This is a genomic window from Pseudomonas sp. IPO3778 (genome assembly GCF_013386825.1).
In the GTDB taxonomy this organism is placed as follows: Bacteria; Pseudomonadota; Gammaproteobacteria; order Pseudomonadales; family Pseudomonadaceae; genus Aquipseudomonas.
This window is the reverse complement of the sequence record NZ_JACARC010000028.1, coordinates 199656-214344: the sequence shown is the minus strand read 5'-3', so window position 1 is coordinate 214344 and position 14689 is coordinate 199656. Positions and strand designations below refer to the sequence as shown.

The window sequence follows — 14689 nt, the reverse complement described above, 5'->3', positions numbered from 1 at the left end:
GGGAGCGCATTTCAACGCTGAGTCTCATGCCGGGTGGCTGTTTGCGCTCCCGGCTTTTTTATGCCCGCCAATCAGCCTGCTGAATACTCCTCAACAACCGCCAACCACAGGACTAGGGTAGGGGGCACGCCGCCTAATAATAAAAAACAGGGACGCAGTAATGACCGCCATGACCCGTTGTCTGGATCGTCCTGGATTCATGCCACGTTTGTCGCCCCACCACCTGTTGCGCCCACGCCTGGCCGGGCCGTTGCTCAACGCTCCCGCGCGGGTGAAGTTGCTCTGCGCCCCGGCCGGCAGCGGCAAGAGTGCGCTGCTCGCCGAGTGCGCGTTGCAGGCGCCTGCGGATTGCCAGGTGTATTGGTTGCCGTTGAACGGCGCGGCCGTGGATTTGTGTCAGCGCCTGGCCCAAAGCCTTGGCCTGGATTGTGTCGATGAGCCCACGCTGCTGCTGGCCCTCAACCGCTGGCAAGCAACGGCCTGGCTGTTTCTCGATGACTTTTGCCGGGTGCCGGCGCCGGAGTTGGATGCCTTGCTCGATCGGCTTCTGGCGGCCAGCAGCCCGTCCTTGACCTGGTGGATCGGCGCGCGGCGGCGGCCGGCCTGCAACTGGCCACGGTTGTTGCTCGACGATGAACTGTGGGAGTGCAACGCGGCCGAGCTGGCGTTTGATCACACCGAGGTCCAGCACCTCGCCGGGCCCCGCGCCGACAAGGTGCTGCAGTTCAGCGCCGGCTGGTGCGCCGGCGTGCGTATCGCCTTGCTTGAGGGCGACGGGCACCCCGACAAAACCTTGCTCGACTACCTGCAACACGAACTGTTCAGCGGCCTGGCCCCGGAGCTGGCCGAAGCCTGGCGCGTGCTTGCCCACCTGCCACGTTTTAATCCAAGCCTGTGCGACCACCTGTTCGGCTTTGGCGACTACCTGCGTGACTTGCAGACGCTGGGCGCCTTTATCGAGCCCTGGGAAGACGCCGCCGACTGGCTGCAAATCTTCCCGCCCCTGGCGCAACTGCTGCGCGACGAACCCTGGCCGGCCAAGCGCTCCTGGCACCGGCGCGCGTGCCAATGGTTTACCGCCGCCGAGGACTGGCAAGCAGCGTTTGAGCAAGCGTTACAGGCCGAAGAGTACGAAGTGGCCGTAAGCCTGTTGCAGCATTTCAGTTTTGAAGACCTGTTTCGCCAGCAAAACGCCGTGCTGTTGTTGCGCCTGCATGAGCAGCATGGCGATGAGTTGATGCTGGGTTCGGCGCAACTGGTGGGGCTGGTGACCGCTGCGTTGCTGTTTGCCGGGCGCTTCGACCAAGCGGCGTTGTGCATCGATCAGCTGGCGCGCTTCACCCCGCAACCGACCGCGCATTCGCAGCGCTATCTGCTGGCCCGCTGGCAGGCGCAGTGGGGGTGGCTGCTGCACCTGGGAGGCGAAGCCGCACGCGCCCGGGAACATTTTCTCGAAGCCCTGCAAGACTTGCCCGAAAGCGCCTGGACCTCACGCTTGATGTGCCTGTCGGGGCTGACCCAACAAGCCTTGCTGCGGGGTGAGCTGGACGTGGCCCAGGCGCTGAACCGGGAAGCGCTCTGCCTGGCGCGCGCCCATGGCTCATTGCTGCTGGAGGCGCTGCTGGAGCTGGACCATGCGCAGTTGCTGGAGCAGCGTGGCGCGCCGTATCGGGCTCAAAGCTTGCTGGAAAATGTGCAGCGGATGCTGGTGCAACAGCGGCTCAAGGCCGGGCCGTTGGTAGGACGAATTTCGTTGCGACGTGGGCATCTGGCCCTGCGTCAGGGTCACGATACCGTCGCTGCCGAATGCTTCGAATCGGGCCTGGGCATGTGCCTGCACAGCCAGGACAAACGCGTGCTTTACGGCTACCTCGGCCTGGCGCTATTGGCGGCCAACAAGGGCGATTACGCCCAGGCATTTATCCAGCTGCGGGACGCCGAGCGCCTGATGCAGCAACGTCAGGTGCCCGACACCGTCTATCGCGCCGTCTTGCTGTTGCTCAGCGGGCATTTCTGGCTGCAACAGGGCCGCGCCGAACTGACCCTGGAGGCGGTGACCCGGGTGCTGCGGCACTACCGTGGCCCCAAGGCGAAACAAGCACCGCCGGCCACCCTGGAGTTGATCCCGAGGCTTGAGTATCTGCAGGTGCTGGCCGAAGTGAAATTGCATCGCGCCGAAGAGCCTGTCGCCCGCCTGAGTGCGTTACTGGAGACCGCCCGGCAGCGGGGCATGCTGTGCCTGGAAGCGGAGTTGCAGTTGGTGCTGGGGGAAGTGGCGTGGCAAGTCGGTGATCGACCATTGGCTGTGCGCTCTCTGGAAGCCGGGTTGGAACTGGCGGGGCGTTGCCAAGTGCAACAGGCCATTCGCGAGTTGCGCCTGCGGCAACCGGGGTTGTTGAGTGCGTTGGGGCTGGAGCCGCAGGAATGCCCGACGGCGGCGGGGGAGAATCCTCTGAGCCAGCGTGAGCTTGAGGTGCTGCAACTGATTGCCCAGGGCAATTCCAATCTGGAAATTGCCGGGCAGTTGTTTATCTCGCTGCACACGGTGAAGACCCATGCGCGGCGCATTCATAGCAAGTTGGGCGTGGAGCGAAGGACCCAGGCGGTGGCCAAGGCCAAGACGCTGGGATTGATGGCTTGAACTCTAATCTCGAAATCAAGGCAGGCTAATGTGGGAGCCGGGCTTGCCCGCGATGACGGTGTGTCAGTGGCAGATAGCTAACCTGATGCACCGCTATCGCAGGCAAGCCAGCTCCCACAGTTGAACGGCATTGTGTCAGGGAAGCTGATAACCCATGCGCCAACTCACCGCCTGGGTCGCCGCCAACAAACGCTTCGCCGCCGGGCCGTCTTCATCGGCATGGAACAACGACGTCGGCCCCACCACGGTCAATACCGCCGCCACTTGCCCGACCGCGTTAAACACCGGCGCCGACAGCGCGTCCACGCCGGGCATCAGCAGGCCGTGCACAAAATGCAGCCCGCGCTGGCGGATCTGCTCGCAAGTGGTGGCGTACGCCTGGTCATCCGCCAACGCATGGGCGATGCCCGCCTGAATCTCCCGCTCGCGCAACTCCACGGTTTCCCGCGACGGCAGAAACGCACTGAACACCAACCCGGTGGACGAACTGAGCAGCGGCAACACCGAGCCCAATTGCGTGACCACCGTCACCGCGCGCACCGCCGGTTCGATATGCACCACGGTGGCGCCCTGATTGCCCCAGACGGCCAGGAAGCAGGTTTCATTCAGGTCATCCCGCAGTTCCGCCAGGGGCAGGGCGGCAACTTTCAGCACGTCCATGCTGCCCAGCGCGGCCAGCCCCACGCGCAGGGCTTCGCGGCCCAGGCCGTAATGGTTGGTGGCGGTGTTCTGTTCGGCAAAGCCTGAGGCAATCAGCGCCTGCAAATAGCGGTGGACCTTGCTCGCCGGCATTTGCACGTGTTCGGCCAGGCGCGACAACGAGGTGGCCGGCGACAGTTCAGCCAGGGCCTTGAGAATGTCGGTACCCACTTCGGCCGAGCGGACTTTCTGTTTACCGGTGTCGCGGGGGGCGGGCGGCTTTTCCATGGAGAGCATGAATCCGAAAGACGAATGGGCGTCTTTATAGCTTGACGGTCCACAGGTATCAAATTACGTTATGCGTAACTGGATTACGATAAAAATAACTTCCGCTCAGAGGATGATCCATGACCCTCGAATACCAATCAGGCTTCGGCAATGAATTTGCCAGCGAAGCCTTGCCCGGCGCCTTGCCCGTCGGCCAGAACGCCCCGCAAAAAGCGCCCTACGGGCTGTACACCGAACTCTTTTCCGGCACCGCCTTCACCATGGCCCGCAGCGAAGCCCGCCGCACCTGGCTGTACCGCATCCAGCCATCGGCCAACCACCCGGCGTTCATCAAGCTGGAACGGCAACTGGCCGGTGGCCCGCTGGGCGCTGTGACGCCCAATCGCTTGCGCTGGAACCCGCTGGATATTCCGGATGAGCCGACAGACTTCATTGACGGGCTTGTCGGCATGGTCGCCAACGCCGGGTCGGAAAAACCCTCAGGCATCAGTATCTACACCTACCGCGCCAACCGCTCCATGGACCGCGTGTTCTTCAACGCCGACGGCGAACTGTTGATCGTTCCCGAGCAGGGCCGCCTGCGCATCGCCACTGAACTGGGCGTGCTGGACGTGGAGCCGCTGGAAATTGTCGTGCTGCCACGCGGCCTGAAATTCCGCATCGAGCTGCTGGATGCCCAGGCCCGCGGCTACGTCGCCGAAAACCACGGCGCACCGCTGCGCCTGCCGGACCTCGGCCCGATCGGCAGCAATGGCCTGGCCAACCCACGGGATTTCCTCACGCCCGTCGCCCATTACGAAGACCTCAAGCAACCGACCACCCTGGTGCAGAAATTCCTCGGCGAGCTGTGGGGCTGCCAACTGGACCATTCGCCGCTGAACGTGGTGGCGTGGCACGGCAACAACGTGCCGTACAAATACGACCTGCGCCGCTTCAACACCATCGGCACCGTAAGTTTTGATCACCCGGACCCGTCGATCTTCACCGTATTGACCTCGCCCACCAGCGTGCACGGCCTGGCCAACCTCGACTTCGTGATCTTCCCGCCCCGCTGGATGGTTGCCGAAAACACCTTCCGGCCACCGTGGTTCCACCGCAACCTGATGAACGAATACATGGGCCTGATCCAGGGCGCCTACGACGCCAAGGCCGAAGGCTTCCTGCCCGGCGGCGCGTCGCTGCACAGCTGTATGAGCGCCCATGGCCCGGATGGCGAGACCTGCACCAAGGCCATCAACGCGACGCTTGAACCCCACAAGATTGATAACACCATGGCATTCATGTTCGAGACCAGCCAGGTGCTGCGTCCTACACAGTTCGCGCTGGAATGCCCGCAACTGCAACCTTCCTACGACGCTTGCTGGGCCTCGCTGCCTGCAACCTTCAACCCGAATCGGAGATAACCCATGACTCAGCCTAATCTCACCCGCAGTTGGGTCGCTTGCGCCAACGGTCACCGGGATTTCCCGCTGCAAAACCTGCCGCTGGGTGTGTTCAGCCTCAACGGTTCGGCACCGCGCAGTGGCGTGGCGATTGGCGAGCAGATTCTTGATTTGCAGGCCGCTGTGGAATGCTTTGACGGTGAAGCCCGTCGTGCCGTTGAAGCCACTGCTGGCGGTCAACTGAATGGGTTTTTCGAACTCGGCCGTGGCCCGCGCGTGGCCCTGCGTGAGCGCCTGTTGGAACTGCTGGCGGAAGGCAGCAGCCTGCAAGGCAAACTGGAAAGTGCGCTGCACCTGGCGGCTGACTGCGAGATGCACCTGCCAGCCAAAATCAACGACTACACCGATTTCTACGTGGGTATCGAGCACGCGCAAAACGTCGGCAAACTGTTCCGTCCCGACAACCCGCTGCTGCCCAACTACAAGTACGTGCCGATCGGCTACCACGGGCGCGCGTCGACGATTCGCCCGTCGGGCACCGAGGTCCGCCGCCCGAAAGGCCAGACTTTGCCAGCCGGGCAGACCGAGCCAACCTTCGGCCCCTGCGCACGCCTGGATTACGAGCTGGAACTGGGCATCTGGATCGGCCAGGGCAATGCCATGGGCGACTCGATTGCCATCGGTGACGCCGCTGATCACATCGCCGGTTTCTGCCTGCTCAACGACTGGTCGGCGCGGGATATCCAGGCCTGGGAATACCAGCCGCTGGGCCCGTTCTTGTCCAAAAGTTTTATCACCAGCATTTCGCCCTGGGTGGTGACGGCTGAAGCCCTGGAGCCGTTCCGCAAGGCACAACCGACGCGCCCTGAAGGCGACCCGCAACCGCTGCCCTACCTGCTGGACAAGCGCGACCAGGCTGCCGGTGGTTTTGATATCGAACTGGAAGTGCTGCTGACCACCGCCTCGATGCGTGAGCAGAACCTGCCGGCCCATCGCCTGACCCTCAGCAACACCCAACACATGTACTGGACCGTGGCGCAAATGGTTGCGCACCACAGCGTCAACGGCTGCCAGTTGCAGGCCGGCGACCTGTTTGGTTCGGGCACCTTGTCGGGGCCTGAGGCGGGTCAGTTTGGCAGCCTGCTGGAGATCACCGAGGGCGGTAAAAAACCGATCGAGCTGGCCTCCGGTGAAGTGCGTAAATTCCTTGAAGACGGCGACGAAATCATCCTGCGTGCCCGCTGCACCCGCGACGGTTTTGCCTCCATCGGCTTCGGCGAATGCCGGGGTACCGTGGTCGCGGCGCGCTGAGAGGGCAGGGCCATGGAACTCTATACCTACTACCGCTCCACTTCGTCGTACCGGGTGCGCATCGCGTTGGCCCTCAAGGGCCTGGATTTCACCGCGGTGCCGGTCAACCTGCTGGTGCCCAAGGGCGGCGCCAATCGCCAGCCGGAGTACCTGGCGATCAACCCTCAAGGTCGCGTGCCGGCCTTGCGTACCGATGACGGCGATGTGCTGATTCAGTCGCCGGCAATCATCGAGTACCTGGAGGAACGTTATCCACAGGTGCCGTTGCTCTCCAGGGATCTGGCAACCCGTGCCCATGAGCGCGCGGTGGCGTCGATTATCGGTTGCGACATTCATCCGCTGCACAACTCCAGCACCCAGAACTTGCTCAAGCAATGGGGGCACGATGAGGCGCAGGTGCTGGAGTGGATCGGGCACTGGATCAGCCAGGGGCTGGCGGCGGTGGAGCAGTTGATCGGTGATCAGGGTTACTGCTTTGGCGACCAGCCGGGCATGGCGGATACGTTTTTGATTCCGCAGTTGTACGCGGCAGAGCGGTTCAAGGTGTCGTTGGCGGCGTACCCGCGCATTCAGCGGGTGGCGGCCTTGGCGGCGCAGCATCCGGCGTTCATGCAGGCACATCCGGCGAATCAACCCGATACCCCTGACACGCCATAAATCAATGTGGGAGCTGGCTTGCCTGCGATAGCGATGTGTCAGGTTAGGTATCTGTTACTGATACACCGCCATCGCAGGCAAGCCAGCTCCCACATTTGATCTACAGCGTGTCCAAAAAAATATAAAAACAACACAGGTCCCTTGCGATGCACAATCAGATTGCCAGCTTTCGTGCGGCACTCGACGCCCGTCCGGTGTCGCGCTATCAGTGGTTGATTCTCTTGTTGCTGGCGCTGTTGCTGGTCACCGACGGCTACGACGCTCAGGTCCTGGGCTACGTGGTCCCGGCGCTGGCCAAGGACTGGGGCCTGGAAAAAGCCGCGTTCGGCCCGGTGTTCAGCGCCAACCTGCTGGGGCTGACCCTCGGCTCCCTGGCCGTCACCCCCTTGGCGGACCGCTTCGGTGTGCGGCGCATCCTGCTGTGCTGCGTGCTGATCTACGCCAGCCTCACGGTGCTGATGGTGTTCGCCAACTCCCTGAATACCTTGATGGCCGCCCGCTTTATCTGCGGCATCGGCATGGGCGGCGCGATGCCCAGCGCCATGGCCTTGATGTCGGAATACTCACCACCTCGCCTGCGCACGTTGATGGTGACGCTCGCGGCGTGTGGCTTCTCTTTCGGCGGTGCGGCGGGCGGTTTTGTGGCGGCCGGGTTTATCGACAGCTTCGGCTGGCAGGCGGTGTTCCTGGCCGGCGGCGTGACGCCGTTGCTGCTGTTCCCGTTTCTCGCCTGGAAGTTGCCCGAGTCCCTGCCGCGTCTGCTGCGTGATGCGCCGCCGTATGCACGCCTGCAAAAAGTCACCGCGCGGATGTTGCCCGGCTGGCAACCACCGGCGGCGAGCGAAGCAGAAAACTGCCAGGAGCAAGGCAGCAAACTGACGGTGGTTGAGCTGTTTCGCCACGGTTATGCACGCCCGACGTTACTGCTGTGGGCGACGTTTTTTGTCAGCCTGATCCTGCTGTATTTCATGATCAGCTGGTTGCCGTCGCTGTTGCTGGAAAGCGGCCTGGGTCTGAACGAAGCCAACCTGGTGACCTCGATGTTCCTGTTTGCCGGCACCTTGGGCGCCATCGGCATGGCCTGGTTCGCTGACCGGCTGAAAAGCAAAGTGCGCCTACTGTCCGGCGTGCTCGCGGCCGCTGCGGTGTGCACGATTCTGCTGGGGCTGAATCACGACAACCCGCGGTATCTGGTGGCCTGCGTGTTTGCGGCGGGCTTCTGCATCATCGGCGGCCAGCTGACCCTCAACGCGTTCGTCAGTAACTTCTACCCGGCCCATGTGCGGGCGACCGGCACCGGTTGGGCGTTGGGTGTAGGACGGTTCGGTTCGATCCTGGGGCCGCTGTTCGGCAGCCTGTTGCTGGCGATGCACATCCCGGTGCAGCAGATTTTCTTCTTCTGTGCGATTCCGGCGGTAATGGCGGCGTTGCTAATTATTCAGGTGCGCTCGCCCTTCAATGCACCACCGAGTTCGGCGGCAAGTGCCCCAGGCGTTCAGTCAGGCGCAGGCGCTGGATCGGGTCTTCACTGAGCATCAACGCATGCTCCAGGTCAAAGCGTTCGGCATTCGGGCAATCCAGGCGCTGATACAAACTGGCCCGGGCCAGGTAATCGGCGGCGCTGGCATTGCCCAGCTCCAGCACCCGCTCGGCATCCACCAGGGCGGCCAGATGCTCGTCGTTGGACAGGTGCAACTGGCGCAGATTGCGTGACAGCCGCTGCAGGATCGAGCGCGGTTCTGCGGTGTGCAGGTGGTCGGCCTGCAATTTGAGATTGGGCCCGTACTGGCGAGTCAGCAGTTCACGGCAATCGTTGGGGTACAGCCGCCGGCCGCCGCACGGGTCCAGCAGGTGATCGGCGCCGGGTACGCGCAACAGGAAGTGCCCCGGAAAGTTGACGCCCACCAGGGGAATGTCCAGGCGCCGCGCCAGCTCCAGGGCGATCAGCCCCAACGCCAGCGGCTGCCCGCGCTTGCGCTTGAGCACCTTATCGAGCAGGGCGGCGGCGGGGCGCAGCGGGGTGTTGTCATCCTGGGCAAACCCCAGGTCGTTCATGCGCCGCAGCAGCGGTTGCCCGAGTTCGTCCGGCGGCAGCATCGGCATGCTGAGGCTGACCAACTGCTGCAGCACCTTGAAGTCCTGCAGGATAGCCAAAGGGTCGACAGCCGGGTCGTGCTCGGCCGCCATCCACAGCGCGGCTTCAAACAGCGCGGGCGGTGACCGTTCCAGGCAGGCAAAAAAGGCGTGGCGGGGCTTCATTGAGATCTCCGGCGGATGTCTCGTTTTAGCCTTGCTGTGAACTTTCGTCCAGTGCCTTAAGACGCGTCCTACCTGTTTATGTCGCAAACCCTTTAAAACCGGCGGCCTTATTCCTGCGCGCTTCAGCAGGCTTTCGCTGGCGGTCCTATACTTGGCGCCTACAAGAAGTGATTCGGGAGCCCGACGATGTTTGCGCTCATGCACAGCACACGCCTTGAATCGCTGCACCTGAGTGTCGACCCTGCCACTGGGTTAAAGGCGGTCATAGCCATCCACAACAGCCGCCTGGGCCCCGCCCTTGGAGGCTGCCGTTACCTCTCTTACCCCGACGATGAAAGTGCCGTGGAGGATGCCGCGCGCCTGGCCCAAGGCATGAGCTACAAAGCCGCCCTGGCCGGCCTGCCGGTGGGTGGCGGCAATGCGGTGATCATCCGCCCTGCCCATGTGGAAAGCCGCGCGGCACTGTTTGAAGCCTTTGGTCGCTGCATCGAGCAGCTCGACGGCCGCTACATCACCGCCATCGACAGCGGCACCTCGGTGGCCGACATGGACTGCATCGCCCAGCAAACCCGCTATGTCACCAGCACCACGGCGGCCGGCGACCCGTCGCCTCACGCCGCCATGGGTGTATTCGCCGGCATCCGCACCACCGCCATGGCCCGCCTGGGAAGCGACAACCTGGAAGGTTTGCGCGTGGCGATCCAGGGCCTGGGCAACGTCGGGTATGCCCTGGCCGAGCAACTGCACGCCGCCGGCGCGGAATTGCTGGTGAGCGACATCGACCACGGCAAGGTGCAACTGGCCATGGAACAACTGGGCGCCCACCCGATTGCCAACGAAGCGTTGCTCAGCACCCCGTGCGACATCCTGGCGCCCTGCGGCGTGGGCGCGGTGTTCAACCGCTACACGGTGGCGCAGTTGCGGTGTGCGGCGGTGGCCGGCTCGGCCAGTGCGCAACTGACCAACCTGCACGTGGCCGATCAATTGGAAGGGCGTGGGATTCTTTACGCGCCGGACTACGTGATCAACTCCGGTGGCCTGATCTACGTCGCCCTCAAACACGGCGGCGCCGAGCTGGAAACCATCACCGCACACCTGTCGAATATCGGCACGCGCCTGACCGAAATCTTCGCACACGCCCAGGCGGAAAAACGCTCACCCGCGCGGGTGGCGGATGAGCTGGCGGAGCGGTTGCTGTACCGCTGAGGCGGATCAACGCTGATATTTTTCCCGGGCCAGTTGGCCCACGCCCATACGATCAAGGATGGGCATCGGGCACAGAATCGTGACCCGCACGGTGCCCGGCAGGCGGCTGATTTCAATGGAGCCGTTGATGGTTGCGCGATTGCGCACTTCGTCGATCGACAGCCCGGTCACGGCGGCTGCGCGCTCCAGCCCGTTTTCCGTCGCGACGTTAAGGTTTGTCCCACTGCCGATAAAGGTGATGGGTGCGTTCTCCTCGATCTCCACCTGGCCCCAGCGCTCGCCCAATGCCTTCACCCGCAGGCGTTGCTCCGCGTTCATCGGGCGCGCCATGGGCGGCAGGTCATCGAGGTTTTGCAGCAGGATCGGGCCGTCCAGGCTCAGGCCTTTGATCACGTGCACCGTCAGTTCGGTTTCCCCCGACACATCAGTGGCATGCCCGGCAATTTCGCCGTTGCCCTGCTGCGCATGCATATCACCCATGTACACCCCGGCACCGGGGACTTTCACCGGGCAGATCAGGATGCAGCCTTCACGCACCGAGTTGGTGTCCATGTGGCCATCGGTTTTGGCGGCGTGCAGTTCTTCATGGGTCATGCCGTAGCGATGGGGCGCGCCCACCAGGTATTGGCCGAAGTCGCCGCAGTTGTGGGAATCGGGAAGATCCCGTGAAGGCGTGGTGCCGATGTTGCCCAGGAACGGGCGCATATGGGCGGCCAGGCCGGGAATGTCGGCGCGGGCCAGGGACAGGATCGAATGCTGGGCAGACAGCTCGGGCAGCGCCGACATATCCGATGCTTTACCGGCCAAACGGTCCGCCACGGCCTGGTTGACCGTCAAACTCACCTGATGCTCGGCATCCAGGACGATCACGTAGCCATTGCTGAAGCGGAATGCACTGACTTCGGCGCCGCAGGCATCGCAGCGGATAGCGTCTTCGCCAATGCCTTCGACGTGGCTGGCGGGATGCTCTTGCCCACAGTTGGAGCAGAACTTCGCGACAAACGGGTCGCCGTGGTAGCGCCCTTCGACAAAACTCATGACCCCCGACGACGTGGCCAGGGAGGTGACACGCATGCGTGTGATCTTCAGCGCCACCGCGTCGCCGATTTCGGCGCCGGCGATGAACACCGGCTGGGTCACCTCATGGCCGCCCTCGAACGCCGGGGTGATCATCGGGCCCCAGCAGCCGGGCGGGGTGCCGGTGATCAAGGTACCCCCGTCGGCCAGTGGCCCGAGCATTTTCTGGCTGGGGCCGAGCAGGCCGTTGGTGTAGGACGTGACGCTGAGGCGGTCGACAGCTGGGAGGTTATTCATTTTATTTTCCTGGCCCTGGGTGATTGAATGTTGAACAGCCTTCATCACTTAACCGCCGGGGTGTATCTGTCGTGTGTCGCGCTGCTGCCATTGGCAGTACGTGTGTATCTCAGGGGCATCCATACACACTCTGATACATCCACAGTGGCGGACACGTGCAAATACAGATATCTCTGTTATCAAACCCATCAGAACGAGGTTGGCATGTCCAAACAAACAGCAGGGCGCTCCAGCGGGCGCATGATCACCTTCAAACGTCCGGATGGCGCAGACGTCAACGGCTACCTCGCCAGCCCGGCGGTGCTCGAAGGCGCGCCGGCGATCGTGGTGATCCAGGAGTGGTGGGGCGTTAACGATCAGATCAAGGGTGTGGCCAACCGCTTGGCCGAATGCGGTTACCGGGTGCTGGTGCCGGACCTGTATCGCGGCGCTTCCACGGTGGAAGAGGAAGAAGCCCATCACCTGATGGACGGCCTGGATTTTGGCGATGCGGTGTCCCAGGACATCAAGGGCGCCGTGCAGTACTTGCAGGCGGATTCGAAAAAAGTCGGCGTGACCGGTTATTGCATGGGCGGGGCGTTGACGTTGCTGGCGCTGAACGCAATTGCGGAAGTGGCTGCGGGCGTGGTGTGGTACGGCTTCCCGCCGCTGGAGTATCTGGATGCTTCGAAGATCAAAGCGCCGCTGATTGGCCATTGGGGCACCCAGGATGCCTTCTTCAACATCGACACCGTGGCTGAGCTGGAGTCAAAACTGCACGCGGCGGGTGTGGACGCGACCTTCCATCGTTACCTGGCGCGCCATGCGTTTGCCAACGAGACGGCGATTGGTGATGGTCGTATCCCGGACACGCAATACGATGCCGCCTGGTCGCAATTGGCGTGGGACCGGACGCTGACATTCTTTGGCAAGACCTTGTGGTAGGCATGACACATGTGAAAGGCATCAACGCATAACCTGTGGCGAGGGAGCTTGCTGTGGTGAGGGAGCTTGCCGTGGCGAGGGAGCTTGCTCCCGCTGGAGTGCGCAGCGCTCCCAAGCTTTTGGGTCTGCTGCGCAGCCCAGCGGGAGCAAGCTCCCTCGCCACAGCAAGCTCCCTCTGCCACAGCAAGCTCCCCCGGTCACAACAAGCCCTTTACCACTACGGGCACCGCATCACTCAGCCTCTGGCTGCCCAATCTCCGCCAATGCACTCGCATTGTTCTTGAACGCCGCCGCAAACGCTGCGCGGTTCTTGGCCATGAAAATACCGGCATCTTCAGCCTGCTTCTCGCTCAAGCCTTCGACGTTTTTCAACAGCACTTCCATCAGGGACTCTGCCAGTTCAAGCATCTGGTCGTGTGCGTCGGCAAGTTTGCGATCCACGAATGTAGTCTCCAGGTCACGGGTACTGCGATACAGGGTTTCAACAGCCATTTTTCGGCCTCGTCATCGGTGCAGTATTGAAGGGGGTAGCCCTTGGTTCGGGTGTCGCCATGCGTTCGTGCGAATACTGTATTTATATACAGCTAAAAGCATAAGCCAATCCATAGGCTTTGGGTAGTGGCTTTTTAATGTAGTTGGAATACGGGGGTTTGCAGCAAGAGAAATTTCTGACAACTTGCCGGGGTTGCGCCGGCTTCGTCCGTTCGCTTACCTTCCTCGGGCGCTGCAAATGCAGCGAACGGGCTTGGCGGCTCGGTAACGAAAGGCGTAACAACGTCCCAACAAGATTGCAGACGCTTCGTGGCGTTTGTATTCCTGTGTCATGACGGGTTGCGCATGGACCCTTCGGGGTGCCGGTTTTCTTCTTTCGTACCGGTCCGCCAACCTTGTGCAATCCGTCACCCAATCTGCTTGGCGGCAGATGGGGACGGTCCTTAATACGGAAGAGTCTGACCATGAAAAAGATTACCCCGAGTCCCCCATACGATTCACACACTGACACCCGTCTTCAAGCCGCAGCCAACCGCGCGATTGATCACTACCTGCGCCCAGAAACACCTGAACCACCTCCCGAACCCTCCTCGATTCTTTTCAGCGTTACGCCCAATGCCGATACGGAAACGTTACTCGCCAACGCCAGCGAAACCTTGAACAGTGCCCGAGAAATGGCCAGCAGCCTGGCTTTTGAGCTTGAGGGCCCACAGCGAAGTTTGCTTCTGGCGATCCATCAACTGCTGGAAATGAGTGGTTTATTGGTCGATCAAGCGCTCGATCAGGTCGCGCCAACCTGAACCGGTATTCCAAATAAGCGAAGGAGGCAGGCTAAGTACGCTCGTGCGAGGCCTGTTCCTTTCAGTTGTTGAGTCCAAACGGCGACTTTTTCTGTTACTCACTTCATCGCTTGACCCACGACAGTGAAAAGTCTAGCGACTAGACTCCTTTCTCATCGACAACGGAGGCCCCTATGAGTACTTCCTTTTTCCCTCGAGCTCCCCTGACCGAAACCGAGGAGCAAGCTGCCAGCTACGACCGCTGGTTTCGTGCCAAGGTGCAAGCCGCTTTGGATGACCCTAGTCCCGGCATCCCGCACGATCAGGTGATGGCCGAAATGCAGGCGCTGATCGAATCTAAACGCAAGAAAGGCGATGCTGATTGAATGGGCACCCGCTGCGCGGGCGCAACTCTGGAAAATTCTTGATTACATCAGCGATCGTAATCCCAATGCTGCTCTTGAGCTGAACCGAGCAATAGAAGCCTCAGTATTGGCCCTCTCCCGCAGACCTCATCTTTACCGAACAGGCCGTGTTGGCGGCACACGAGAAATGGTCGTGCATCCCAATTACCTGGTGGTTTACCAAGTCACCGACTCTGTTCGGGTACTGGCGGTTTTACACGCGCGACAGCAATACCCTTGAGCAGTTGATTGTTGGGATGAGGAGTGTTTTTTGTTCTCCTCTCCCTTCACACGTGCCTCATATCACCCCGCCACCTTCTCACTTCCTGTTCCCTGGCCTTTTTTCTGCATGCAGAGAAACCGTCACGTCCAACCCGCATTATCCGGTCGAGC

At 62.0% G+C, this 14689-nt stretch carries 14 protein-coding genes; 10 read left to right on the top strand and 4 right to left on the bottom strand.

The features are described from left to right. Positions 1 to 160 precede the first annotated feature (160 nt). Entirely contained in the window at positions 161 to 2641 is a 2481-nt protein-coding gene (locus tag HX855_RS13305; RefSeq protein ID WP_177083346.1) for a LuxR C-terminal-related transcriptional regulator, read from the top strand. Between the two features lie 135 nt (positions 2642 to 2776). On the opposite strand, the gene HX855_RS13300 is transcribed toward HX855_RS13305, so the two are convergent. Then, entirely contained in the window at positions 2777 to 3568 is a 792-nt protein-coding gene (locus HX855_RS13300; protein WP_177083347.1) for an IclR family transcriptional regulator, read from the bottom strand. A gap of 119 nt (positions 3569 to 3687) precedes the next feature. Here HX855_RS13300 and hmgA point away from each other — a divergent pair, with 119 nt between their 5' ends. The 4 genes from hmgA (at position 3688) to HX855_RS13280 (ending at position 8450) form a co-directional block, all read left to right on the top strand. Beyond that, on the top strand, positions 3688 to 4971 hold the full coding sequence (gene hmgA, locus HX855_RS13295) for a homogentisate 1,2-dioxygenase (RefSeq protein WP_177083348.1): 1284 nt from the start codon (positions 3688 to 3690) through the stop codon (positions 4969 to 4971). A gap of 3 nt (positions 4972 to 4974) precedes the next feature. Further along, entirely contained in the window at positions 4975 to 6261 is a 1287-nt protein-coding gene (gene fahA, locus HX855_RS13290) for a fumarylacetoacetase (RefSeq protein WP_177083349.1), read from the top strand. Between the two features lie 12 nt (positions 6262 to 6273). After that, a complete protein-coding gene (gene maiA / locus HX855_RS13285) occupies positions 6274 to 6918 on the top strand; it encodes a maleylacetoacetate isomerase (RefSeq protein WP_177083350.1) in 645 nt (214 codons plus the stop codon). Positions 6919 to 7064: 146 nt separating this feature from the next. After that, a complete protein-coding gene (locus HX855_RS13280; RefSeq protein WP_177083351.1) occupies positions 7065 to 8450 on the top strand; it encodes an aromatic acid/H+ symport family MFS transporter in 1386 nt (461 codons plus the stop codon). Here the strand turns inward: HX855_RS13280 and HX855_RS13275 are convergent. After that, complete coding sequence (locus HX855_RS13275; RefSeq protein WP_177083352.1) at positions 8374 to 9177, bottom strand: SirB1 family protein; 804 nt, start codon at positions 9175 to 9177, stop codon at positions 8374 to 8376. The genes HX855_RS13280 and HX855_RS13275 overlap by 77 nt on opposite strands. 186 nt (positions 9178 to 9363) lie before the next feature. Here HX855_RS13275 and HX855_RS13270 point away from each other — a divergent pair, with 186 nt between their 5' ends. After that, a complete protein-coding gene (locus HX855_RS13270; protein ID WP_177083354.1) occupies positions 9364 to 10383 on the top strand; it encodes a Glu/Leu/Phe/Val dehydrogenase in 1020 nt (339 codons plus the stop codon). Positions 10384 to 10389: 6 nt separating this feature from the next. On the opposite strand, the gene HX855_RS13265 is transcribed toward HX855_RS13270, so the two are convergent. Beyond that, positions 10390 to 11697, bottom strand: a complete 1308-nt coding sequence (locus tag HX855_RS13265; protein WP_177083356.1) for an acetamidase/formamidase family protein — start codon at positions 11695 to 11697, stop codon at positions 10390 to 10392. Between the two features lie 204 nt (positions 11698 to 11901). On the opposite strand from HX855_RS13265, the gene HX855_RS13260 reads away from it, so the two are divergent. Beyond that, positions 11902 to 12621 carry a dienelactone hydrolase family protein gene (locus HX855_RS13260; RefSeq protein WP_177083358.1) on the top strand — a complete coding sequence of 240 codons (720 nt, stop codon included), beginning with the start codon at positions 11902 to 11904 and terminating at the stop codon, positions 12619 to 12621. Between the two features lie 231 nt (positions 12622 to 12852). Here the strand turns inward: HX855_RS13260 and HX855_RS13255 are convergent, their stop codons facing one another. Next, positions 12853 to 13113: a YebG family protein gene (locus tag HX855_RS13255; protein WP_010176960.1), complete on the bottom strand. Its 261-nt coding sequence runs from the start codon at positions 13111 to 13113 to the stop codon at positions 12853 to 12855. 464 nt (positions 13114 to 13577) lie between these two features. Here HX855_RS13255 and HX855_RS13250 point away from each other — a divergent pair, with 464 nt between their 5' ends. From HX855_RS13250 to HX855_RS13240, 3 genes are all read left to right on the top strand, one after another. After that, entirely contained in the window at positions 13578 to 13913 is a 336-nt protein-coding gene (locus tag HX855_RS13250; protein WP_177083360.1) for a DUF6124 family protein, read from the top strand. A gap of 173 nt (positions 13914 to 14086) precedes the next feature. Beyond that, complete coding sequence (locus HX855_RS13245) at positions 14087 to 14278, top strand: antitoxin (protein WP_093201623.1); 192 nt, start codon at positions 14087 to 14089, stop codon at positions 14276 to 14278. Then, the gene (locus tag HX855_RS13240; RefSeq protein WP_010176957.1) at positions 14268 to 14537 is read left to right on the top strand and encodes a type II toxin-antitoxin system RelE/ParE family toxin; all 270 of its coding nucleotides are present in this window, start codon (positions 14268 to 14270) and stop codon (positions 14535 to 14537) included. The genes HX855_RS13245 and HX855_RS13240 overlap by 11 nt, the downstream gene beginning before the upstream one ends. The last annotated feature ends 152 nt before the right edge of the window (positions 14538 to 14689 follow it).